A 24,732-nucleotide genomic window follows, 5' to 3' on the forward strand; every position below is an offset into this window, starting at 1 on the left:
GATCATCGTCAAGCTGCTCCCTTCTATGAAATAAAAGAGACGTTTCCGAAGGTTGCACTTTATTGCAGCGTTGCAATTCTTCGCCTTGTCAGTTCCTCTCGCCGCAGTTAACCTCGATCTCGCTCGAGCAACAATGTGCGTCCGACCGATCAGGGAAGCGGCGGCGACGACAACGGCGGCACCCCCGCCGCGCGCTCGTGCATCCCCGGCCGGCCGACCTTCACTGGGAGTGAGACAGGCATGGCATCGAAGCTCAACACAGCGTTGCGGACAGCGGGGCAGCGGATCGACCAGGGCACCTTCGGCCCCGGCGACATGGCCGCGCTTGCCCCCGCACGCGGCGGTGCCGTCGGGCAACGTGCGACCACCGGACCGCTCGACGCCGCCGCATTGAGCACTCAGCCGGGCCTCGCGGCCGCCGCCGCGGTCGCCGCCGCGCCGAACCTCGCCTTCGATCTCTCGACGGGGAAGGATGTCACCACCGCGTTCAAGCTCTACGCAATTGATGTCGCCGATCCGCTCGCCAAGGACCAGTGGCATCTCCAGCGCCTCGGCGACCTGCAGACGGTGTGGAAAGACTATACCGGCAAGGGCGTGACCGTCGGCGTCTACGATTCCGGGGTGCAATATGCGCACTGGGACCTCGACGGAAACTACGACGCCTCCAAGCAGGTGGTGGTCGACGGCAAGGTCTATGACGGCGACTATCGCCCCGCCTCGGGCCCGCACGGCACCTCCGTCGCCGGTTTGATCGCGGCCGAGCGCAACGGCGCGGGCGGGGTCGGCGTAGCCTATGGCGCGCACGTCACCGGCGTGAACATCTTCGACCCTTATTCCGAGGACGACTCGAAGGAGGGGATCTTCGTCAACGGCGTCGACCTCACCAAATTCTTCGAAGCGGTGAAACAGTCGGCCCGGTACGACGTCACCAACCATAGCTGGGGCGGGCTGGACTATGTCACTACCGCCGCGGCGCGTACCACCGATGGCTCGTTCGCCAACGGCATGGTCACCGCGCTCAGCTACGGCTCGGCCGAGGGACGCGGCGGGCTGGGCACGGTCCATGTCGCCGCTGCGGGCAACGACGTGATCGACGGCCAGGCCGACAGCTGGAAGAGCGACCGCCACATCGTCACCGTCGGCTCGTATCGCGAGGTCGACGGCAGCTCCTCGCAATATGTCGACAGCGGCGCGCACCTGCTCGTGTCGGCGCCGTCGAACGACTATGCCGAGCTCGGCGGCACTGGCCAGGTGACCACCGACCTGCTCGGCCACGACGGCTATAACACGATCGCCAAGCCGGGCGGTGCCGAGGACTATACCGACTCGTTCGGCGGCACCTCCGGCGCGACTCCGGTGGTGAGCGGCGTCGTCAGCCTGATCCTTGATGCCAACAGCGAGCTCGGCTGGCGCGACGTCAAGGACATCCTCGCCGCCTCGGCCAAGCTGCCGGTCGCCTTCGACACCGGGCAGACCGCCGCGACCTCGACGATCAGTGGGCTGACCTACGTGCTCAACAATCGCCAATTCCAGCTCAATGGCGACGATGCCGGCTGGAACGGCGGCGCCATGCACTACAGCAACGATTACGGCTACGGCGCGGTCGACGCTTACAACGCGGTGCGCCTCGCCGAGGTGTGGTCGCTGTTCGGCGCGGCCAAGACCAGCGACAATGAGGTGAGCGCCTCGACGGGCACGATCCGTGTCGGCAAGACCTCGATCGCCACCAAGGCCGATACCGCGCTCACGCAGTTCCACGACTTCGTCGGTACGCCGACCAGCTTCCAGTTCCGCGTCACGCAGGACGTCGATGTCGAGCACCTCGACCTCACGCTCAATTTCGCCACGCAGCTCGGCGATGGCACCTCGCTGCTCAACACCAGCGCGGTCGGGCTCAAGATCAAGCTAATCGCACCCGACGGCACCGAGGGCTATATCGACCTGAGCGACACCAACGCCACCACCGTCACGGGCACGTCGCAGACCTTTACCTTCGGGCTCAGCGGCTTCCGCGGCGTCGACACGCTTGGTACCTGGACCTTCCAGTTCGAGCAGACCGCCGGCGTGTTCGGTGCCTATGATGCCAATCGCACCACGGTGAACACGCTCAAGCTCGACATGTATGGCGCCGCGCCGGGAACCGGTGACGTCTACACCTACACGAATGAGTTCTTCACCATGGCCGCGATCGCGGGCGAGGGCGGGCGGCGCACCTTGATCGACAGCGACGGCGGCAGCGACTGGATCAACGCCGCTGCGATCACCAGCGACGTGACGATCTCGCTCAAGCAGGGCGGCGTGACGAGCTTCGGCGGCACCAGAGCCTTCACCATCGGCACCGGCACGCAGATCGAGAACGCGGTCAGCGGCGACGGCAACGATACGCTGCTCGGCAACGGTCTGGCGAACGAACTGCACGGCATGCGCGGTAACGACAGCCTGTTCGGCGACGGGGGCAACGACGTGCTGTTCGGCGGGTGGGGCGACGATCGGCTCGACGGCGGAACCGGCGCTGACATACTGCGCGGCGAGCAGGGCAATGACACCTATATCGTCGACAACCTGGGCGACGTCGTCATCGAGGACCCGAACCAGGGCACCGACACCGTCTATGCCGCGATCGACTATACCCTCGGCTCGCACGTGGAGAACCTCTATCTCACCGGCACGGCGCGCGTTGCCACCGGTAACGGCCTCGACAATGGCCTATACGGCGGCGGCGGTGACGATACCCTTTATGGGCTGGACGGGAACGACCTGCTGAAGGGGTGGACCGGCAACGACAGACTTTACGGCGGCAACGGCAACGACACGCTGTATGGCGGTGCAGGGGACGACCGGCTTGATGGCGGCAAGGGCAACGATGTCCTGCGCGGCGAAGCGGGCAATGACACCTATGTCGTCGACAGCCGCGGCGACCAGGTGATCGAGCTCAGTGGCGAGGGTATCGACACCGTGCTCGCCTCGGTCGACTATCGCCTCGCCGCCAACGTCGAGAATTTGACGCTCAGCGGCAACGCGTACAGCGGCACCGGCAACGCGCTGAACAACGTCATTCGCGGCAGCGCTGGCGCCAATTCACTGAGCGGGGAGGCGGGGAACGACACGCTGATCGGCGGCGCCGGCAACGACATCCTCACCGGCGGTAGCGGCAGCGACCGCTTCGTCTTCGCCGATGGCTTCGGCAAGGACACGATCCGCGACTTCGGCAATGGCGACACGATCGATCTCGCCGCTTATACGCTCGACGGCGCGCCGATCGTCACTGACGTCGGCAGCGACACGCTGATCGACCTCGGCGACGGAAACACGATCCTGCTGAAGGGCATTCAGCCGGGTCAGCTGAGCTTCACCGGCGACGCCTTCGGGTATCTCGGCTGATAATCATAGGGCTGGGCGCCGTTGGTGCGCCCGGCCCGCTCAGGCGATCGTCCAAGGATCAACGGGTGCGGCGCGGATCCACCGCGTTGCCAGCCATTTCGCGCCTTGCGTGACGGGAAGCCCGGCGTGTCGCGTCGCCGGGTCCGGCCGTCCGTCGGCGCGCGTGTTGGCGAATAGCAACGCGTCACCGCCGCGCGGCGTGACCGTGACGCCCACCTCGGGAAAGTGCGTCTCTCCGCCGGCGAACCCTTGGTTGAGGTAGAGCAGCACGGTGACGATACGCTGGTTGGCGGCGCCCTGTATCGTGTCGAGGTGCGGGCGATATTCCTGCCCAGGCCGGTAGCGCAGCACCGTCAGCGGCTCGCCCTGCTCGACGCTGGTGCCGCTGATCGCCGCGACTCGCGCGTTGATCGCGCGCACGACGAGATCCTCGCGCGTCGGCCCGATCGCGCCGCCATCCGAGGTGCGGATCGGATGCGCCACCCAGGCGCCCGTCCGGGGATCGATCACGCGCGCGGGCTCGAGCAGCGCCGCGCCGACGCCGGCGAGATGCGCGCACTCGGCGGGCGTGAGCAGCGCGGGGAAGCGGACGATCCGCGGTGCGGCATGCAGCGGCTCGGGCCTGGGAAGACCGACGGGCGTGCCGTCGGGCGCGAGCGCCATCGCCTCGACCAGCGCGAGCTGCGCGGCGCCGACCGGGTCGTGCGCGGCGGCCGTTCGCAGAAGTGCGAGCGCGCGCGGCCAGTCGGCCGGCGCGCCGCTGCCGTTGGCGGTAAGGGCGATCTCGGTCAGCGCGGCGTCGACGTGCCCGATCTCCATCGCGCGGCGCAACCAGACCCGTGCGCCGGCAAGGTCGCGCCGCAGCGGCGTGCCGCGCAGCAGCCAGACCGCAAGCAGCATCGCCGCATCGGCATCGCCGCCGCCGCCGGCGTTCGCGAGCAGTTCGGCCGCGGCGACCGCCTGCCCCGATTTCGCGAGCCGCTCTGCCTCCTCCACTGCCATCTGCCGCTCCGTGCCGAATGAAAAAGGGGCCGGGCAGATGCCCGACCCCTCTTCCCTAACACGCTGATCCGCAGATCAGAACTTCGCGGTGACGCCCATGTAGATGAAGCGGCCGCGATTGTCGTAGATGGCCGAGGTCGTGCCGATGTTCGACACACCGACACCGGTCAAGCCGTACGGCGGATCGACGTCGCCGACGTTTGTCACACCACCGTAGAAGTTGAACATGTCGCTGACGTCGAGGCCGAAGCGGATGTCGTTGTAGGTGACACTCGGATACTTCTGGATCGGTGCGTAATCCAGGTTCTGCGCCGGCAGACCGTTGACCCCGTTATAATCCTCCCAAGTGTTCAGGTACATCTTGTCGATCCAGCGCAGCGAGTGGCCGATCGTGAAGTTGCCGAACTTCAGGTTGGTGCTGATGTTGAAGCGGTCCGACGGGCTGCCCAATTCGTCGGTGATAACGTCCTTGAAGTTGGGGCGCGACGGATCGGTGTAATCGTCACGCTGGATCGCGTGGGTCCACACGCCCTCGATCGATGCGCGCACGAAGCCGAAATCGTGGTTGTACGCGATCTGCGTGTCGATGCCGCGTGCGCGCAGCTGTGCGTAGTTACGCGGCGCGTCCTGGTACGAGCCCTCCAGGATCTGGTAGGGCTGCTCCCCGGCCGGTCCACCGTCGGCGCCCGCGCGCTGGAACAGCGCGCAGAACTGATTGTCGAGCGACGGCGCATCGTAGCAGGCGTTGAGCGCCTGCTGCACCGACGGCGAGGTGATCACGTTCTCGACCTTGATGTCGTAATAGTCGACCGACACCGACAGGCCCGGGACGAAGCTCGGCTGGAACACGCCGCCCAAGGTCAGCGACTTCGACGTCTCGGCCTCGAGATTACGGTTGCCGCCGCTGCTGATCTCGAGCGACTGCGTGTACACGTAGTCGTAGCTGGTCGGGATGCCCGCCGCGGCGCAATTGGCGGCGCGGTTCGCCGAGCCCGTGCCGATGTTGCGCAGCGAGCAGGGATCGGCCGGCGCCGGCGTGAAGTTCTGCCCGGCCGCCGCATAGGCTTCGCCGAGATAGGGCGAACGCACCGACTTGGCATAGCCGCCGCGCAGCTGCAGGTCGCTGAACGGACGCCACACCGCCTGACCGTTCCAGGCGACGACGGTGCCCACCGAGCCCTTGTAATCCGCCACGCGCGCCGCGCCGGAAAGGGTCAGCTCCTTGATCAGGAAGATATCCTTGAGCAGCGGGACCGACAGCTCGCCGAACGCCTCCTTCACCTCGAACGAGGGTGCACGGAAGCTCGGGATGGCATTGTAGAAGTTGTAGCCCGCCTGGGTCAGCGGATCGAGATCGTAGGTCAGCGTCTCGCGGCGGTACTCGGCGCCGACCGAGAAGCCGACGGGCCCGCCCGGCAGCTCGAACAGCTGGCTGAGGTCGCCGGCGACGAAGCCGTTGGCGACGAACTGAGTCGCCTTGCCCGAGGCGGTGGTGGGCGCGATCAGATAAGCACGCGCGGCGTCGCTGACCGAACCCTGGCCGAATGGGTTAAGCGGCACGCAGGCGGCGATGTCCGCGGCGAGCCGCGCCGGATCACCGCCGATGTCCTCGCCCGCATAGGCGGGATCGATCTGCGAGCGGCAGACGACCTGGCCGGCCGCGTTGCGCGTCGAATCGAGCGCCAGGAGGAAGCGCTGCGTGTTCACGTTGCCCGTGATCACGCTGTTTTCCTTGTGCTGGCCGTAGTTCGCCGACACTTCATAATGCCAGTCATCGTTGAAGTCGCCGCGTACGCCGACCACCGCGCGATAGGTGTCGCGGTTAAGCCGCTCGTCGCGCGTGCCGAGATCCACCCAGTTGCGGCGCAGCGAGAAGCGGTACGTGCCCGCCGCAATCTGCGCCAGTGCGGCAGCCTGATTGGCGGCCGCGTTGGCGCCGGTGAAGGCCGCACCCGTGTTGGGGTTCACGCCCGAGTTGACCGCGGCGGCCAGCTGCGCCGCGATGGTCGTGCGCGCGTTCGCGTTGAGATACGGGTTGTCCAGCCGGACGCCCTCGCGGTTGGTGCCCGCCGTGCCGGCGTTCGAGTAGGAGCGATCCGCGAAGCCGCTGTCGACGAAGTCACCCAGTGTGGTGCCCTGCGAGAAGAACGGGCCGCTCTGCGAGCCGAACGCCTCGGTGCGGACGTACTTGGCCTCGAAGAAGGGCACGAACGCCGGTGAGACCTCGAAATGGCCGAGGACGTTGACGACGTAGCGCTTCAGGTCGGGCGAGAGGACGACCAGATTACCCTCGCGGCTGGTCGTGCCGTTGCCGCCGACGAAGTTGCCATTCGGCGCGAGACCGACGCGGGTACCGGTCTGCGACGCCAGCGCGCCATCGGGTTGGAACAGATAGGAGCAGGTGTACGAACCGCCGATCGAGTCGGTGCCGCACGGCGCCGTGCCCGCGCCATAGCGGAAGCCGAGCTGGCCGCCGAGCGAGATCGTCGCGCCGCGCAGGTCGCGATAGAAGGTGCGGTCCGGCGTGCCGTCCGAGGGTGCGCTCGCCGGGTCGGTGTCGGTGACGATGAAGGCGTCGTTCTGGCGCAGGTTGCGGCGGCCAGAGGCGTAATAATCCTGCTGGTGCGCGAACTCGGCGTTAATGGCGATGTTGCCGCGGCCGTCGGCGAAATTCTTGCCGGCGAGGACCGAGACATACTGGTTCCCGGCGTCGCCGTAGGTGCTGATGCCGTTCTGGCCATGCAGCTGCAGCCCATCGAAATTGTCCTTGAGGACGAAGTTGACGACGCCCGCGATCGCGTCCGATCCGTAGACCGACGACACGCCGCCGGTGACGATGTCGATCCGCTCCACCAGATCGGTCGGGATGGTGTTGATATCAACGGCGTTGCCGTTGTTGATGATGTCGGCCGTAACCTGCCGCCGACCGTTGGTCAGCACCAGCGTGCGCGAGCGGCCGAGGTTACGCAGGTCGAGGAAGTTGAGCCCGCGCGTGCCGAGCCCCGAGGTCGAGTTCTGCGAGCCGAGCGTCGGATTGAGCTGCGGCAGCTGGTTGAGCGTGTCGCCGATCGAGATGCGGCCGGTCTCGAAGATATCCTGCGCGGTCACCGTGGTGATCGGGATGGGCGAGTCGTCGTTCGGGCGGCGGATGCGCGAGCCGGTGACGACGACGTCCTCGGCACCGACCTCGGTCGTGCCCGGCGCGGTGGCGTCCTGCTCCTGGGTTGGCGACCCCGCCTGCGCGAACGCCACACCCGGCAGTGCCAGGGCAGCGCTCGCGATCGCGGTGGCGCATAGGAAACGCGACATTTTCATGAGGGAACCCCTTTTTTCGATTGGGGTCACTCAAAACGGTGAGGCGGGAAGAAACAAGCCCGGTAGCGCTACTGCCACATGTCGGTAATAAATTTGCAAAACGATGTGACATTCTTACAACTGCGCGACACGAGTGCGCAGCGGGTTAGCCCAGCATGAACGAACCGCTCACACCCTCTGCCTCTGCCGACGGCGCCACCCAGAGGCGGAAGGCGCCGGGCTCGACCGTCCGCTTCAGGTCGCGGCCGACGAACAGCAGGTCGTCACGCCGAAGCGCGAAGCTGACCGTCTTTCGCTCGCCCGGTGCCAGCATTACCCGCTGAAAGGCTTTCAATTCGCGGACCGGGCGGGTGACGCTGGCGGCCACGTCGTGCACGTAGAGCTGCACCACCTCCTCGGCGGCATGGCGTCCGCGGTTCGCCACCGCCGCCCGCACCGTCAGCGTGCCGCCGGGCGCGAGCCGGTCGCCGCTCAGCGACAGGTCCGAGTAAGCGACGTCGCCGTAGGTCAGGCCGTGGCCGAAGGGGAAGAGTGCGCTCTGCTCGAATTCGCGGTAATGCGCCTTGAACGGCTGGAGCGGCCCCGGCGGGTTCGGGCGCCCGGTCGACTTGTGCGCGTAATAATAGGGGGACTGGCCGGTCGCGCGCGGGAAGGACACGGGTAGCCGCGCCGAGGGCGCCACGGCGCCGAACAGCATGTCGGCGATCGCCGGCCCGTCCTGCGAGCCGAGGAACCAGGTCACTGCAATCGCGCGCGCGCCGAGCACCGCGGCGTCGAGCGCGAGCGCGCGCCCGGTGCGCAGCAGCACCACCACCGGCGTCCCGGTCACGGCGACGGCGCGTGCCAGCGCGAGCTGCGGCTCGGGCACCACCACCGCCGAGCGCGACTGCGCCTCGCCCGACATGTCCTGCGCCTCGCCGACCGCGAGCACGACGACGTCGGCGGCACGTGCGGCTGCCACCGCCGCGGCGATCCCGCCGGGCAGCGGCGCATGGATCGCCGACCCCGGCGTGACGCTCACCTGCGCCGCGTCCGCGACCATGCTGCGCACCGCCGTAGCGAGGTCGGTCGCGCCCGCGTCGGTGCCGTAGACGTTCCAGGGGCCGATCAGGTCGTGCTGCCCGGAGACGAACGGCCCGATCAGCGCGATCTTCTTGCCCGCGCGCGGCAGCGGCAGCAGCTGGCCGTCGTTCTTGAGCAGCACGATCGAGCGCGCCCCGGCCTCGCGCGCCAGCGCCAACGTCGCCGGCGTGCGCACCTCGGCGCGCTCGCGCGCCGGATCGATGCGGCGGAACGGGTCGTCGAACAGCCCCAATGTCACCTTTAGCGCCAGGACGCGCCGCACCGCCTCGTCGAGCCGCGCCACGGGCACCTCGCCCTTGGCGACGAGGTCGGGCAGGTGCTTGAGGTAGAAGCCGCTCTGCATCGACATGTCGACGCCGGCGAGGAACGCCAGCCTGGTCGCCTCGCGCGCGTCGGCGGCGAGGCCGTGCGCGATCAGCTCCTCGTCGCCGGTATAGTCGGACACGACCAGTCCGCCGAAGCCCCATTCGCGCCGCAGCACGTCGGTGAGCAGCCAGTCGTTGGCGGTGGCGGCAACGCCCGATATCTCGTTGAACGAGGCCATGATGGTAGGCGCGCCCGCCGCCAGCGCCGCCTCGAACGGCGGGAAATAGATCTCGCGCAGCGTCCTTTCCGAGACGTCGACGCTGTTATAATCGAGCCCGCCCTCGCCGGCGCCATAAGCGACGAAATGCTTGGCGCAGGCCGCCACCGCGCGCGGGTCGGCGAGCCCGTTCTCGCCCTGGAAGCCGCGCACGCGCGCCGCGGCCATCAGCCGCCCGAGCAGCACGTCCTCGCCCGCGCCCTCGACCCCGCGGCCCCAGCGTGCGTCGCGCGCGATGTCGACCATCGGCGCGAAGGTCCAGTCGATCCCCGACGCCGCCGCCTCGGCGCCCGCGGCGCGCGCGGTGCGGCGTGCCAGCTCGGGGTCGAAGCTCGCCGCTTCGGCCAGCGGCACCGGGAAGACGGTGCGGAAGCCGTGGATGATGTCGGCCGCGAACAGCAGCGGGATCTTGAGCCGCGACTGCGTCGTGGCCGCGCGCTGCATCCGCTGCGCCATCACCGCGCCATTGCCGTTGAACACGCCGGTGAGCCGGCCGCGCCGCACGTCGCGCAGCTGTCCCTCGAAGCTGGCGCCCGCGCCCGCGGGGTTGAGCGCGGTCGCCGCGCCGCCCGCCCAGGCCGCGGCCATGAGGGTGAGCTGACCCGCTTTCTCCTCCACCGTCATGCGTGCGACGAGCGACTCGACGGCCGCCGGCAACGGTGCCGCTGACGCCTGCGCGAGCAGCGCGCGCGCCGGGCTGGCGGCCCAGGCGAGCGTCGCGCCCGCGCCCATCAGCCAGGCGCGGCGCGAGGGCCGTGGTGCGTCCTGAGTCATGTCCTCTCCCCTCTTTAGCGGCAGGATTGATAGTCTCGATTGTTACGTGTAAACGGTTACATCGACGGCGGCAATGCGCCTGGTGCGCACCGTCGCAGGAGAGGATGTCCAGGCGGCGCATGCCGAACGCTACGATCCGTGACGTCGCCCGCGAGGCGCAAGTATCGGTCGCCTCGGTGTCGCGCGCTCTGAACGGGCACGAGCGGGTCCGGCCGGAGCTGCGCGCGCGCGTGCAGGAGGTGGCGGCGCGGCTCGGCTATGTGCCGCACGCCGGTGCGCGCAGCCTCAGCCTGGCGCGCACTTCGGCGATCGGCGTCGTGCTGCCCGATCTCCACGGCGAATTCTACTCCGAGCTGCTGCGCGGCATGGATCGCGAGGTGGCGGCGCGGCGGCTCGCGCTGCTGCTCACGGTCTTGCAGGACGGGCGCGGGCTCAACACGCTGGCGGCGCTGCGCGGGCAGGTCGACGGGCTGGTGGTGATGGCGCCGCAGCTCGGCGCGGCGGAGTTGCGCGCGCAGCTGCCCGTGGGGTTGCCCGCGGTGTTCCTCAACTGCGTGCCCGGGCTCGCCGGCGCGGCGCTGCGGGTCGACAATGCGGCAGGCGCGGCGGCGATGGTGAACCATCTCGTCGCCGCGGGCGCGCGCGCGATCGCGCATGTCGCCGGACCCGCCGGCAACGTCGACGCCGAGGAGCGTCGTGCGGGCGCGATCGCGGCGGCCGACCGCGCCGGCGTCGCGTTGACGGTGATCCAGGGCGACTTCAGCGAGGCAAGCGGCGCGGCCGCGGGAGCACAGGTGGCCCGCGGCACGATCCAGGCCGATGCGCTGTTCGCCGCCAACGACGCAATGGCGATCGGCGCACTGGTCGCGCTGAAGGGGCACGGGATCGCGGTGCCGGGGCAGGTGCGCGTCGCCGGCTTCGACGACATCCCGCTCGCGCGGCTGGTGACGCCGGCGCTGACGACGATGCGGGTCGATATCGCGGCGCTGGGCGCGCGCGCGGTGCAGCTGCTGGCGCGGCGGATCGTCGCGCCGGCTGAGGGGTTGGTTGAGGTCGGCCCGGCCGATGCGGAGGCGATCGTCCCGCGTCTGGTGGTGCGCGACACGACAACAGAAACGGACAGGGAGACACAGTCATGATCATGGGATCGAACCGGCGCAGTATGCTGCGCGCAGCATGGGTTCGCGCCACCGCGCTCGGCGCCGTCGGCGCGCTCGGCGCAACCCTCGCCACCACGTGGAGCGCACCGGCGGCGGCGCAGGTGGGGCAGGCGTCGTTGCGCGGTGTCATCCGCTCGACCCCCGACAATCCCGTCGCCGAGGTGACGATCGTCGAGGTCGCGACCAATTATCGCCGCTCCACCGCCGTCGGGCCGGACGGCAGCTACAATTTCGCCTCGCTGCGCGCCGGCGCCTATCGGCTTGAGATCCGCACCAAGGCAGGCGTGCGCAACTCGGACCAGTTCACCTTGCGCGTCGGGCAGAACGCCGGGCTCGACCTCGATCTCTCCACCCCCGCCTCGACCGCGCCGGCGCCGGCTTCCGGAGGAGACGCGAACGGCACCGCACCGCAGCAGGGAGCGACGGGCGACGCCGCCACCGAGGAGCAGGGCGGAGCGACGCCACAGGGCGAGCCGGGCGACATCATCGTCACCGGCAGCCGGCTGCGCTCGCTCTCGGGCGGCCAGGTCGGCATCAACGTAACCCAGCGACTGATCGAGCAGCTGCCGCAGAACAGCCGCAACTTCCTCGCCTTCGCCGATCTCGCGCCGGGCGTGCGCTTCATCGAGAGCGCCGACGGCAGCTCGCGCATCCAGGGCGGCGCGCAGGGCAGCAACTCGGTCAACGTCTTCATCGACGGCGTCAGCCAGAAGGATTACGTGCTGCGCGGCGGCCTCACCGGGCAGGACAGCTCGCCGGGCAACCCGTTCCCGCAGCTCGCCATCGGCGAGTATCAGGTGCTGTCGTCCAACTATAAGGCCGAGTTCGACCAGGTCGGGTCGGTGGCGATCGTCGCGGGCACCAAGTCGGGCACCAACGAGTTCCACGGCGACGGCTTCTTCGACTATACCAACCAGAACCTGCGCGACCGCCGCCCGACCGAGATCTTCCCCGAGAAGATCGACAAGGTCGCCTCGACCGACAAGCAATATGGCGTCGCGCTGGGCGGTCCGATCATCAAGGACGTGGCGCACTTCTTCGTCAGCTACGAAGGCAAGCGCCGCGAAATCCCGATCGACATCCTGCCCGGCAACGGTATCGCGGTGAGCAGCCTGCCGGCGCAGTACCAGGATCTGTTCGGCTCGTTCAACTCGACCTTCAAACAGGACCTGTACTTCGGCAAGATCGACCTGACGCCGACCGACAAGGATCTGTTCGAGCTCACCGGCAAGTATCGCAACGAGTCGGGCTATCAGATCAGCAACGGCATCGCCGCTTTCTCCACCGCGACCCTGACCAAGGTCGAGGAGATCCGCGCGATGGGCCGGTGGCAGCACAGTGAGGAGAAGTGGGTCAACGACTTCCGCGTCTCCTATGAAGACGTCAGCTGGTCGCCGCAGCCCGCCACCAATGGCATCAGCCAGCAGTTCCGCGCCACCTCGCGCACGCCGACGGGGGTGAGCACGTACAATCTGTTCCGCGACGGCGCCGGGCTGAGCCTGCAGGACAAGGGCCAGACCGGCTGGACGGTGCAGGACGATTTCACCTGGACCGGTTTCGAGGGCCATACGATCAAGGTCGGCGCCAAGGCGAAATGGGTGAAGCTCAACTCGCTCGAGCAGAATCTGATCAACCCGCTCTATTCGTACGATACGACACTGCCGACCGGCGGCGACTTCAACAACACGACCCCGTACAGTCTCGAGTTCGGCGCGAACGGCTCGCTGGGTGATCCGCGCATCCGTTCGAACAACTTCCAGTTCGGCGCCTACATCCAGGACGACTGGGACGTCACCGATCGGCTGACGCTCAACCTCGGCGTTCGCTGGGACTATGAGCGCACGCCGGCGTTCCTCAACTACGTCACCTCGGCGGAGGATCTCGCGGCTGTATCGCCCGCCAATTACCCGAACCTCGTCAACGCCGACTATAACATCAACGATTACATCTCGACTGGGAACAACCGGAAGGCGTTCAAGGGCGCGTGGCAGCCGCGCGTCGGCTTCACCTACCGGCTCGACGAACAGGGCCGCTTCACCGTGTTTGGCGGCTATGGCCGGTCCTACGACCGCAACCAATTCGACTTCCTCCAGCAGGAGCTGTCGAACGGTCGCTTCCAGCGGCGCCAGTTCCTCTTCCAGGGCGCCGACACGGTCAACCCGTGCACGCCGAGCGCGACCTGCATCCCGTGGAACGAGGCCTATCTTACCGACGCGGGGCGTCAGCAGCTGGCGGGCAACGGTGTGCCGGGCGGGCGCGAGTTCCGCTTCATCAAGAACGACCTAAAGATCCCGTACTCCGATCAGTTCAGCCTCGGTGTCCGCGGCCGCTTCAACCCGGTCGAGCTCGAGCTGGGCTATACGCGGATCGTCAGCAAGGACGGCTTCGTCTACCTGCTCGGCACCCGCCGCCCCGACGGTTCCTTCTTCGCGCCGTCGTCGTCGACCGGGGCGCCGCAGGGCCCGGATGTGTCGTTCGCACCCTCTGGCTACGGCGCGATCATCATCGGTGACAACGGGCTCGAAACCAAGGCGGACTCGGCCTATGTCAAGCTGACCAAGGCCTATTCGGCGGCGTCGCCGTGGAGCCTCGACGCGACCTACACCTTCACCGCCGCGACCGACAACCGGCCCAACAACGACCAGGCGGCCTACTTCCTGCTCGATTTCCCAAGCGCCTCGGACTACCCGATGCTGCGTTCCGGCGTGGTGCCGCGCCACCGCTTCGTGATCGCCGGCAGCGCCGACACGCCGATCGGCGTGACGCTGTCGGCCAAGTTCCAGATCGAGTCGCCGCTGTTCCAACGCGCGCTGCTCGACACGGCGACGCCGTATGAGCGCCGGATCGTCGGCTCCGAGGTGTTCGGGCTGGGCGATCGCTGGGGCCGGCGCCAGCTCGACCTCGCCTTCACCAAATACGTCCCGCTGGGGTTCCTGAGCGACCAGACCCGCGTGCGTCTGCGGGTCGACATCATCAACGCGATGAACGATCGCAACTTCGTCGACTATAACAACGACCCGACCGACACGACGCGTACCGATGCGTCACCGAGCATCTATCGCGAGCGCTCGACCTACAGCATCGGCGGCAACCCGCCGCGCACGGTGAAGCTCTCGGCCGGGTTCAGCTTCTGACCCACGTAGCGGCGGACGGCCGATGCAGCGTCGTCCGCCGCGTCCCACTCACAGGAGGTGCATGATCCTCGACCGACGTGACATGCTGCGCGCCGCCGCGCTGGGCGGCGCGGCCCTCGCCGGGGGATGTACCGCCCCGGCACCGCGCGTCCCGCGGCTCGCTTTTCCCGGCGTGCTGCCCGAGCTGGGCACCACTCCCGCGTCGGCGAGCGACCCGCTGATGGACGACATCCAGAAGCGCACCGTCAGCTTCTTCTGGAACACCACCGACCAGGTAATGGGGCTCGCCCCCGATCGCTGGCCGACCCCGAGCTTCGCCTCGATCGCGGCGGTCGGCTTCGCGCTGACCACCTACCCGATCGCGGCGACGCGCGGCTGGATCACGCGCCCGGCGGCGGCGGAGCGGACGCTCACCACCCTGCGCTTCTTCGCCGAGGCGCCGCAGGGGCCGGGCGACGACACCAGCGGCTACAAGGGCTTCTTCTACCATTTCCTCGGCACCACCAAGGGCCATCGTTTCGCACGGTGCGAGCTGTCGACGATCGACACCGCTCTCTTGCTCGGCGGCGTGCTGTTCGCGCAGACTTGGTTCGACGACCCCACCGATGCGCGCGAGAAGCAGATTCGCGACCTCGCCGACCAGATCTACCGCGCGGTTGAATGGGACTGGATCACGCCGCGCGCACCGTTCGTGGCGATGGGCTGGCATCCCGAGAGCGGCTTCATTGGCTCGGACTGGAACATCTACAATGAGAGCCTGATCCTCTACGTCCTCGCGCTCGGCTCCCCGACGCACGCGCTGCCGCCGACCACCTGGACCGAGTGGACCGATCGCTTCGACCCTTCGTGGGACGAGAAATACGACAATCCCTTCACCGCCTTCCCGCCGCTGTTCGGCCACCAGTACAGCCAGGTGTGGCTCGATTTCCGCGGAGTTCGCGATGCCTATTCAATCCGCCGCGGGCTCGATTATTTCGAGAACAGCCGGCGCGCGACCTATGCGCAGCGGCGTTATTGCATCAATAACCCGCCGGGCTGGCGCGGCTATGACGAGAATGTCTGGGGCCTTACCGCGTGCGATGGTCCTGGCGATTTCGTCCGCCAGATTGACGGGCGCAACCGCGAATTCTTCTCCTATTCGGCACGCGGACCGGGCGACCGCGACGACGGCACGATCGCGCCGACCGCGGCACTCGGCTCGATCGCCTTCGCCCCCGAGATCGTGCTGCCGGCGGCGCGCGAGATGTATCAGCGCTATGGCACCGCGATCTACGGCCAGTACGGCTTCTTCGACAGCTTCAACCCGACGCTGACGCTGCCGAACGTGCCGCTCAAGCACGGCAAGGTGGTGCCCGGCATCGGCTGGGTCGCGAGCGACTATCTCGGCATCGACCAGGGGCCGATCGCCTGCATGATCGAGAACTGGCGCAGCGGGCTGATCTGGAAAACGATGCAGCGCAACCCGTACATCCGCGCCGGGCTGGAGCGCGCCGGCTTCAAGGGTGGCTGGATGGGGAGTTAAACGCGGGGAGGGGGCGCGTCAGCCTAGCTGGGCTTGGTGCCCCCTCCGGTACCGTCATCCCGGCTTCGAGCCGTCTCCATTGGTCCGTGCGCACGACGTCCGTGGCGTCCGCGACACCATGGAGGCCGGGTCAAGCCCGGCATGACGGGAGGAGCGGGCCGGCGAAGACGCTCTCCTCGCCGGCACGGCGCTGCCGTTACGCTCCCCCGAACGCCCCGATCTCCGCTACCGTGAGCTGCGAGGTCGGCAGCGCCACCGCGTCGAACACCACGCGCAGATAGCGTGCGCGGCGCGGCGTGAACGCCACGCGCTGCGTCGACAGCGCATAGGCGATGTTGGCGAACTCGCCGCTGGCGGCGGACTGCCAGGTCGTGCCGTCCGCGCTGGTCTCGCAGCGATAGCCGCGCGGCGGCGCGGTATCCTTCGCCACCGTGCGCGAGGGTGTCAGGCTGAAGCCGGTCAGCGTTACCAATGCGTTGAGGTCGATCGTCACGCTCGCCGGCGCGACGGCGGTCGGCGCGGGGACGGTCCACCGCGTCGCCGCGTCGCCGTCGATCAGCGCCTCGGCGCCGGCGCCGCTCGCGCCGACGATGCGCCATTTCTCCTTGGCGAGCACGGTGGGGTCGGACGAGCGCACGGGCGCCACCGTGGCCGGAGCTACCTGGCGAAACAGCGCGATCTCGCTGATCGCGGGGCAGGCGGGCGCCTCGATCACACGCAGCCGCAGCCGCCGCGCCGCGCTCGGTCGCGGCAGGCGGATAATCCGCTGCGCGCCGATACATTCGTGCTCCGCGACCGTGCGCCACGCGCCGCCTTCCTCAAGCTCGACCGCAAAGCGCGTGACCCGCACGCCGAGCGGGAGATGCTCGCGCAGCCGGATCACGTCGAACGCGCGGCCTGGCGGCAGGTCGAGCGTCAACGACGGAGTCGTGATCGCGTCGGGCGTCGACCAATAGGTGTCGCGCCGCCCATCGAGCACGCGCGCCGCGGCGAACGCGGGGCCGCGCTCGGCGCTGGCGTGTGCGACCGCGCCGCGTGCGAGATCGGTCGCATAGGTCGCCGCCTGCGCGTCGCCGAAGCTCTTGAGCACCGCGACGTCATGGTCGTGGAGCCGGCCGCGGCGGTCGGGCGGCAGGTTGAGGTTGAGATTGGTGCCGCGCCCGACCGACTCGTCGTACAGCCGCAGCAGCCGCGTCGGGTCCTTGACCTTGGCGTCCTCGTCGGCGTGGTAGAACCAGCCGGGGCGGATCGAGACGTCGGTCTCGGCGGGCCACCACAAAGGCGCGCCGCGCACGCCCGAATTGCCCTCGCTCTGCACATACGGGTGGTTGGGCATGGTCGGCCAGCACGGGTCACCCGCGACGCCGTCCTCGTTGCCGACCCAGCGCACGTCGGCGCCGAGCGGGTCGAAGGTACACGCCATCGGCTGGTGCTGGTGGACCAGCGCCACGATCGAGGGCCAATTGTAATAGCGGGGCGCGTCGATCTTCCGTGCCTCGCGTGCGCCGCCGTAATAGCCGTCGCCGCCGTTGGCACCGTCGAACCAGAACTCGAAAAGCTCGCCGTAGCCGGTGCAGAGCTCGACCACCTGCTTGCGGAAATAGTCGACATAGCCGGGGCGCCCGTATTCGGGATGGTTGCGGTCCCATGGCGAGAGATAGAGGCCGAAGGCGAGCCCGGCGCGGCGCGTCGCCTGCTCCATCTCGCGGACGATGTCGCCCTTGCCCTGCTTGTACGGGCTGTTGCGGATGCAATGCTCGGTCAGCCGGGTTGGCCAGAGGCAGAAGCCGTCATGGTGTTTGGCGGTGAGAATGATGCCGCGCATGCCGCCCGCCTTGGCCGCGGCGACGATCTGATCGGCCGAGAAATCGGTGGGGTCGAAGAGCGTCGGGCTCTCGTCGCCATAGCCCCATTCGCGATCGGTGAAGGTGTTGATCGAAAAATGGACGAAGGCGTACTGCTCGCGCGCATGCCAGGCGAGCTGCCGTTTGGATGGCGTGGCGCCCCAGGGCTTGGGCGCGCCGGTGCGCTGCGCGGCGGCGGGGAGCGCGGCGGTGGCGGCACCGGCGGCGAGCAGCGCGCGGCGGGTGAGGTCGGTCATCGACGGCTCCATCGTGAAGAGCTTGTGCCCCGGCGAAGGCCGGGGCGCGGTATCGGGGCGGTGGGGAAGATGCAGCGACGTCCCCCGACGGGGCCCCGGCCTGCGCCGGGGCACCGGGTCATGAGGGCACCCGGCCGAACGACGGCGGCCGATCCGCCATCGCGCGACCGAAGCCGGGCACCGGCGTCGCGCTCATCGTGAAGCGCAGCGTGCCGCCCTTCACCAGCTCGGCGTGGCTGATCCAGCTCTTGCTCCACGGTTGCCCGTTCCACGTCACCGCGGCGACATAGGGCGTGTCGGCGCGGTTGCCGGGAGCCTCGATCACCAGCCGCTTGCCGTCTCCGACCCGGAGCGTCGCGCGCTCGAACAGAGGTGAGCCCAAGACATAGGCCGCCTCGACCGGATCGACCGGGTAGAAGCCCAGCGCCGAGAACACGAACCAAGCGCTCATCTGCCCGCAATCGTCGTTGCCGATCACGCCTTTCGGGGCGTTCTGGTACATCTCGACGCACAGCCGCCGTACCATCGCCTGCGTCTTCCACGGCGCGCCGACATAGGCGTAGAGATAGGGCGCGTGCTGGTCGGGCTCGTTGCCGTGCGCATATTGCCCGATTAGCCCGGCGATGTCGGGCGGCGCGTTGGCGGGCAGCGTCGAGGGCGCGCTGAACAGCGCGTCCAGCTTGGCCTCGAACGCCCGGTCGCCGCCGATGTGGCGGATCAGGCCATAGACGTCGTGCTGGTTGAGGAAGGTCGCCTGCCAGCCGTTCGCCTCGGTGTAGTCGCGCCACCACGGCTCGGGCATATGGCCGAGCTGGATCGGGTCATAATCCTTCCACCAGCTGCCGTCCGCGAAGCGCGGCCGCGCGAAGCCGATGCGGGGATCGATGACGTTGCGCCAATTGCTCGAGCGCTTGGCCAGCCGCTCGGCGTCGGCGCTCTGGCCCGCGGCGCGTGCGAGGTGCGACGCGGCCCAGTCGTCATAGGCATATTCCTGCGTGCGGCTGACGCTCTCGAACCAGGCGTCGGCGGGAACATAGCCCTTGGCATCGTACAGGTCGCGGCCCTTGCTGTTGTCGAGATCGGGCGCGGTGAAATCGAACGAGCGCCTGCGGATCGCCGGCCAGGCAGCGGCATAATCGGCCGGGATCCCCTTGGCCTGCGCCTCGGCGAGCACCGAGACGCCGTGCCAGCCGATCATCGTCCCCGTCTCGACCCCCTGAAGCGGCCAGACGAGCGGGCCGTAAGGGCTCTGCTGCGTCTGGCGGACGAGGTCGCGCACCAGCGCGCCGGCCTGCTCGGGCGCGACGAGCGTCAGCAGCGGGTGGAGCGCGCGATACGTGTCCCACAGCGAGTAGGTCGAGAAGGCGCGCTCGCCCGCGGGGACGCGCTGCGGCTGCCGGTCGAGCCCGATATAGCGCCCGTCGACGTCGGAGAAGAGCGTTGGCGCGAGCATCGCATGGTACAAAGCCGAGGCCATGATGACGCGCTGGTCGACACTGCCGCCCTCGACCGTGATCGCGCCGAGCTGCTCGGCCCAGCGGCGCGCGGCGGCGCGGCGAACCGCGTCGAAGTCCCAGCCGCGCGCCTCGGCGGCGAGGTTGGCGCGCGCGCCCGCGACATCGACCGCGGAGATGCCGCAGCGCGCCAGCAGCGGCGCGCCTCCGGCCTCGTCGAAGTGGAGCACCGCCTTGACGCGCTTGCCCTGCACGCCGCTCGCGCCGGTGGACTGCTCCCTGTCGTCGTCGCCGTAGAAGGTGACGCGGTCCGGCCGGCGCGAGAGCTGGAGCGCGAAGTGGATGCGACGTCCCTTGGCCCAGCGATGGACGCGGCGGCTGCCGGTCACGGTACCGTCGGCGTCGATCGCGAGCGATGCCTCGTCGATCAGCGGCTTGGCGTCGCTCTTGTCGAGCACGAGGTGCGACAGGTCGACCAGCACGTGCGCCGCGCCCTTCGGGAAGGTATAGCGGTGCCAGCCGGTGCGCTCCGTGACGGTGAGCTCGGCGAGTACGCCGCTCTCCAGCTTGACGCGATAATAGCCGGGCTCGGCTTTCTCGTCGGTGTAGCGCTGACGGTAGCCCGCGTCCGGGTCGGCGAGCGGGCCGGGGGTGAGCTTCACCGGGCCGCGCGTGGGCACCAGCAGTACGTCGAGCATGTCGCCGATGCCGGTGCCCGAGAGGTGCGTGTGGCTGAACCCCATGATCGAGCCGTCGCCGTGGTGATAGCCCGAGCAGGTGTCCCAGCGCTCGACGTCGGTGTCGGGCGAGAGCTGCACCATGCCGAACGGCAGCGTCGCCCCCGGATAGGTGTGGCCGTCGCCGCCCGTGCCGACGAAGAGGTTGGGGGCGGTGCGCTGCGAGCGCGCCGCGGCGGCGAGGGGGAGCGGTGCGACGAGCGCGCCGCTGGCGGCGGTGGCGAGCAGCGTGCGGCGGCTGAGCTGGAGTGGGGTCAAGGGGAGCGGGTCGGCGCCGCGCTCCTCACGCGAGCCCCGGCGAAGGCCGGGGCCCGGTTGAGCAGGCCGTGGTGACTCTTGCGCAGCGTCCCCCGACTGGGCCCGGGCCTTCGCCACGGCACATGTACCGGAGGCGAGCGTATCGATCCCCTCCCGCCCCATCACAGCGCCTCGCGAAGCAGCGCGGGCTGGCTCGTCGCCAGCCGCACGATCAGCTCGCCGAACAGCCCGTTGGCCCAGGCAAACCAGTGGCGCGTCCACGTATTCGGATCGTCCTGATCAAAGCTCTCGTGGATGAAGCCGGTGCCCGCGTCGGTGTCGCGGATCGTCTTGAGGCAGGCGCGGATCACCGTCGGGTCGCTGCTCGACAGCGCGCGGACGATCAGCGACATCGGCCAGATCTGCCGCAGCCCCGCGTGCGGCCCGCCGATCCCCTCGCCGGCGCGACCGCGGAAGAAATAGGGGTTCACGTCGCTCCACGCCGCCGCCTCAGTGCGGCGCCACAGCGGATCGTCGGGTGCGACACAGCCCAGATAGGACAGCCCCGAGAGCGACGGCACGTTGGCGTCGTCCATGAAATAGGCGTTGCCGTAGCCGTCGACCTCATAGGCCCACACCTCTCGGCCATCGCGCAGCTTCATCGTGCCATAGGCGCGCAGCGCGGCGTCGACCTCGTCGGCCAGCGCGGTCGCCTCCTGCGCCAGCGCGGCGTCACGCTGGGCCTCGTTCGCCACCGTCGCAAGGCCGCGCAGCGCGCTCACCGCGAACAGGTTCGACGGAATGAGAAAAGGATATTGGCACGCGTCGTCGGAGGGGCGGAAGCCCGACACGATCAGCCCGACCGGCTTCATCGGGTTGCCGTAGCCGCGCGACGGCAGCGTCTCGGTGTTGCGGTCGGATACGCGCAGGAAGCGGTACGGCCCCGGCCCGTCCTTGCGCTGTTGCTCGCGGAAGGTGCGGATGCTGGCGCGCGCGCCCTCCGCCCAGGTCGCGTCGAACGGCCGCGCGTCGCCCGTCGCCTGCCAATATTGCAGCGCCAGCCGCATCGGATAGCAGAGCGAGTCGATCTCCCACTTGCGCTCGGCCACACCCAGCTTGAGCTCGGTGACGTCCTTGAGCGACCATTCCAGCTGCGTCTTGGCGGTCGGGTCCTCCAGGAAGGCATTGGCGTAGGGGTCGATCAGGATGCAGCGCGCCTGGCGCGCGATCAGCCCACGGAACAGCTCGGCCAGCCGCGGGTCGGCCTTGGCGAGGTGGACGTAGGGGGCCACCTGCGCCGAGCTGTCGCGCAGCCACATCGCGTCGATGTCGCCGGTAATCACGAACGTGTCGGCGCGGCCGTCGACCGTGCCCAGCCGCACCGTGGTGTCGAGCGTGTTGGGGTAGCAGTTGCCAAACATCCAGCGCAGCTTGGGGTCGCCGATCTTGGTCGAGACGCGCTGCATCTCCTGCTCCACCGCGCGACTGGTGAAGCGGCGCTCGCCGAGCGGCGGGCGCTTGCTGGCGAAGGTCGCTGGGGTGGCGGCACGCGCGGTCGTGGGGGCGGCGGCCAGTGCCGCGGCGGCGCCCACGAAAGTGCGGCGGTCGATCGTCATGCTATGTCTTCTCCTAGGCCGTCATCCCGGACGTGGTCCGGATCCGCCGTGCCGCGCACGCCGCGATTGCGGGGTGCGCTGCGACGTCGGCCCCGGAGCGAGTCCGGGGTGACGAGGTGATTAAGTCGAGGCGCTGTCACTTCGGCAGGTCTTTGTCCTCGCCCGTTAGAGACACGTCGACCCAGCTTCCTACCGCGTCGCCCGGCTGACCGCCGCCGACCCAGACGCGATAGGCGCCCGGCGGCACATGGCGGCGACCGTCGCGCTCGACCACGCTGAGGAAGCGCGGGTCGATCGTGAGTCGCACGGTGCCGCTTTTGCCCGGCCCGAGCGCGATCCGCTGGAAGCCGGCGAGCTGGCGATGGAGCACGGGCGCGGTGAAGCTACCTCCTTTGATGGCGGGCGGCACGACATAGGCCTGCACCACCTCCTCGCCGGCGCGCCGCCCCTGGTTGGTGACGCGCGCGGTGAGCGTCAGCAGCGCGCCCGCAGCGAGCGTGGCTGGCGCGCTGACCCGGTCATAGCCGAAGCGGGTGTAGCTCAGCCCGTGGCCGAAGCCCCACAACGGCGTGCCGGTGAAATAGCGGTAGGTCCGCTCCTTCATGCCGTAATCGACGAAGGCGGGCAGGTCGGTTGTCGCTTTGTAGAAGGTCACCGGCAGCCGGCCCGACGGGTTGGTCGCGCCCGAAAGCACGTCCGCCAGCGCGGTGCCGCCGGCCTCACCGGGATACCACAGCGCCACGATCGAGTCCGCCACCGCGGGGTCGACCGCGACCGCGCTGCCGCTGGCGAGCACCAGCACGATCGGCTTGCCCGTCGCCTTGAGCGCGGCGAGCAACCGCTGCTGCGGCGCGGGCAGCGCGATATCGGTGCGGTCGCCGCCGACGAAGCCGGGCACCTGCACCGAGAGCGCCTCGCCCTCGAGATCGGGCGAGAGCCCGCCGACCACCACCGCCACGTCGGCGGCGCGCGCGGCGGCAACGGCCTCGTCCAGCAGCGCGTCGGCGGGCGGCAGCCACAGCAGGCGGAAGCTATCGTCCTCGCTGCGATGGTCGAGCGTGAGGTCGAACGGCTGCGCGCTGCCGTCGCTGTCATAGTCGATCTCGACGCGGCCCTTGGGCAAAGCGCCGTCGTGGAGCACGCGCCCGCCGATCGCCAGCCGTGCGCTGTCGTGCGTGGTGCAGTTCTTCCAGCATTGCGTCTGGTCGAGCACCAGCCGGTAGCGCCCCGGCGCCGGCGGCTGGAGCGACCCCGTCCAGCGCGCGACATAGCCGACCGACGGCAGGCCGGGAGCGGGCGGCGCGCGATTGAGGTCGAGGTCGATCTTCCGCGCCGGCGCGGGCGCGATGGTGCGCCCGCCGGCGGTATAGCCGACCGTCAGCCCCTTGAACGCGGTCTCGGGCAGCACCACCGGCGCGCCCTCGGCCAGCACCGAGCCCTGCGCGTAGGTCGCGCCCGCGAAACGCGCGCGCACGCCCTGGAGCGGCGTCACCGGCGCCGCGGCGGTGCCGTGATAATTGCCCTGAAGCACGCCGAGATCGTCGGCGTTGGCGCCGATCACCGCCACCTTGGTGCCCGCGGCGAGCGGGAGCCGGCCGGCGTCGTTCTTGAGCAGCACGATTGCCTTGCGCGCCGCCTCCAGCGCGATCGCGCGGTGCGCGGGCGTGCCGATCTCGCTCGCCGCGATCTTCGACCACGGGCTGGTAGCGCCGAACGCGATGCCGAGCGCGCGACGCGCCTCGAGCGAGCGGATCAGCGCGCGGTCGACCTCCTGCTCGCTCACCAGCCCGCGCTTCACCGCCTCGGGCAGCGCGCCATAGGTGTTGCCGCAGTTGAGATCGTCACCGCCGCGCACCGACACCGCGGCCGCCTCGGCGGCGTCGAGCCGATAATGGTGGAAGAGGTGGACGTTGGCGACCGCGTCGCAGTCGGAGACGGTGAAGCCGGTGAAGCCCCAGTCGCGCCGTAGCCGGTCGTTGAGCAGCGGCGAGGAGGCGCAGGCGGGCACGCCGTGGATCGAATTGTACGCGCACATCAGCGAGCGCGCCTTGCCCTCGATGATCGCGAGCCGGAACGCGGGGGTATAGGTCGCCTCCAGGTCCTGCGGGCTCGGGTCGACGTCGAAGCTGTCGCGCCCGGCCTCGGGGCCGCTGTGCACCGCGAAATGCTTCGGGGTGGCGATCACCTTGGGATAGAGCGGGTTCGGCCCCTGAAGTCCGGTGATGAAGGCGACCCCCAGCTTGCCCGTGAGATACGGGTCCTCGCCATAGGTCTCCTGCCCGCGGCCCCAGCGCGGATCACGGAAGATGTTGATGTTGGGGGACCAGATCGTCAGCCCCTGGTAGATGCGGCGGTCGGCGTCCACCGGCTGCGCGTTGAAGCCGGCGCGCGCCTCGGTCGCGACCACGTCGCCGATCCGGTGGACGAGATCGGTGTCCCAGGTCGCCGCCATGCCGATCGCCTGCGGGAAGACGGTGGCATAGCCGTTGCGCGCCACGCCGTGCAGCCCCTCGCTCCACCAGTCATAGGCGGGCAGCTTGGCCTTGGCGTCGGCCGGCGCGGTGCTCTGCAGCTGCGCCGCTTTCTCCTCGATCGTCATCGTCGCGACGGTCGCGGCCACCGGATCGGCGGCC

The 24,732-nt window shown here is 69.2% G+C and carries 11 protein-coding genes; 4 read left to right on the plus strand and 7 right to left on the minus strand.

Annotation, left to right across the window (positions count from 1 at the left end; all coding sequences use genetic code 11):
* Window positions 1-135: 135 nt before the first annotated feature.
* A complete protein-coding gene (locus QBJ89_RS00105) occupies window positions 136-3,381 on the plus strand; it encodes a S8 family serine peptidase (protein ID WP_277978519.1) in 3,246 nt (1,081 codons plus the stop codon).
* 39 nt (window positions 3,382-3,420) lie between these two features.
* On the opposite strand, the gene QBJ89_RS00110 is transcribed toward QBJ89_RS00105, so the two are convergent.
* From QBJ89_RS00110 to QBJ89_RS00120, 3 genes are all read right to left on the minus strand, one after another.
* Complete coding sequence (locus QBJ89_RS00110) at window positions 3,421-4,383, minus strand: 2OG-Fe(II) oxygenase (protein WP_277978520.1); 963 nt, start codon at window positions 4,381-4,383, stop codon at window positions 3,421-3,423.
* A gap of 75 nt (window positions 4,384-4,458) precedes the next feature.
* Entirely contained in the window at window positions 4,459-7,698 is a 3,240-nt protein-coding gene (locus tag QBJ89_RS00115; RefSeq protein ID WP_277978521.1) for a TonB-dependent receptor domain-containing protein, read from the minus strand.
* 145 nt (window positions 7,699-7,843) lie between these two features.
* Window positions 7,844-10,138: a glycoside hydrolase family 3 N-terminal domain-containing protein gene (locus tag QBJ89_RS00120; protein WP_277978522.1), complete on the minus strand. Its 2,295-nt coding sequence runs from the start codon at window positions 10,136-10,138 to the stop codon at window positions 7,844-7,846.
* A 119-nt stretch (window positions 10,139-10,257) separates the two neighbouring features.
* Here QBJ89_RS00120 and QBJ89_RS00125 point away from each other — a divergent pair, with 119 nt between their 5' ends.
* From QBJ89_RS00125 to QBJ89_RS00135, 3 genes are all read left to right on the plus strand, one after another.
* Window positions 10,258-11,277 carry a LacI family DNA-binding transcriptional regulator gene (locus QBJ89_RS00125; protein WP_277978523.1) on the plus strand — a complete coding sequence of 340 codons (1,020 nt, stop codon included), beginning with the start codon at window positions 10,258-10,260 and terminating at the stop codon, window positions 11,275-11,277.
* Window positions 11,274-14,432: a TonB-dependent receptor gene (locus tag QBJ89_RS00130; protein ID WP_277978524.1), complete on the plus strand. Its 3,159-nt coding sequence runs from the start codon at window positions 11,274-11,276 to the stop codon at window positions 14,430-14,432. Before QBJ89_RS00125 ends, QBJ89_RS00130 begins: the two co-directional genes overlap by 4 nt.
* A 64-nt stretch (window positions 14,433-14,496) precedes the next feature.
* Entirely contained in the window at window positions 14,497-15,954 is a 1,458-nt protein-coding gene (locus QBJ89_RS00135; protein WP_277978847.1) for a glucoamylase family protein, read from the plus strand.
* 196 nt (window positions 15,955-16,150) lie between these two features.
* Here QBJ89_RS00135 and QBJ89_RS00140 read toward each other — a convergent pair whose 3' ends face one another.
* The 4 genes from QBJ89_RS00140 to QBJ89_RS00155 form a co-directional block, all read right to left on the minus strand.
* Window positions 16,151-18,055: an alpha-L-fucosidase gene (locus QBJ89_RS00140; RefSeq protein ID WP_277978525.1), complete on the minus strand. Its 1,905-nt coding sequence runs from the start codon at window positions 18,053-18,055 to the stop codon at window positions 16,151-16,153.
* Between the two features lie 118 nt (window positions 18,056-18,173).
* Window positions 18,174-20,504, minus strand: coding sequence for a GH92 family glycosyl hydrolase (locus QBJ89_RS00145; protein ID WP_277978526.1), 2,331 nt, complete (start codon window positions 20,502-20,504; stop codon window positions 18,174-18,176).
* A 161-nt stretch (window positions 20,505-20,665) separates the two neighbouring features.
* Complete coding sequence (locus QBJ89_RS00150) at window positions 20,666-22,099, minus strand: glycoside hydrolase family 125 protein (RefSeq protein ID WP_277978527.1); 1,434 nt, start codon at window positions 22,097-22,099, stop codon at window positions 20,666-20,668.
* Window positions 22,100-22,235: 136 nt separating this feature from the next.
* A complete protein-coding gene (locus QBJ89_RS00155) occupies window positions 22,236-24,698 on the minus strand; it encodes a glycoside hydrolase family 3 C-terminal domain-containing protein (RefSeq protein ID WP_277978848.1) in 2,463 nt (820 codons plus the stop codon).
* Window positions 24,699-24,732 lie beyond the last annotated feature (34 nt).

It is taken from the genome of Sphingomonas phyllosphaerae, assembly GCF_029623345.1.
Classification (GTDB): Bacteria; Pseudomonadota; Alphaproteobacteria; order Sphingomonadales; family Sphingomonadaceae; genus Sphingomonas; species Sphingomonas phyllosphaerae_C.

Excerpts from the sequence above, each read along its gene's own strand:
- QBJ89_RS00110 (WP_277978520.1), bottom strand. The coding sequence starts at position 4,383 with ATGGCAGTGGAGGAGGCAGAGCGGCTCGCGAAATCGGGGCAGGCGGTC.
- QBJ89_RS00115 (WP_277978521.1), bottom strand. The coding sequence starts at position 7,698 with ATGAAAATGTCGCGTTTCCTATGCGCCACCGCGATCGCGAGCGCTGCC.
- QBJ89_RS00120 (WP_277978522.1), bottom strand. The coding sequence starts at position 10,138 with ATGACTCAGGACGCACCACGGCCCTCGCGCCGCGCCTGGCTGATGGGC.
- QBJ89_RS00125 (WP_277978523.1), top strand. The coding sequence starts at position 10,258 with ATGCCGAACGCTACGATCCGTGACGTCGCCCGCGAGGCGCAAGTATCG.
- QBJ89_RS00130 (WP_277978524.1), top strand. The coding sequence starts at position 11,274 with ATGATCATGGGATCGAACCGGCGCAGTATGCTGCGCGCAGCATGGGTT.
- QBJ89_RS00140 (WP_277978525.1), bottom strand. The coding sequence starts at position 18,055 with ATGACCGACCTCACCCGCCGCGCGCTGCTCGCCGCCGGTGCCGCCACC.
- QBJ89_RS00150 (WP_277978527.1), bottom strand. The coding sequence starts at position 22,099 with ATGACGATCGACCGCCGCACTTTCGTGGGCGCCGCCGCGGCACTGGCC.
- QBJ89_RS00155 (WP_277978848.1), bottom strand. The coding sequence starts at position 24,698 with ATGACGATCGAGGAGAAAGCGGCGCAGCTGCAGAGCACCGCGCCGGCC.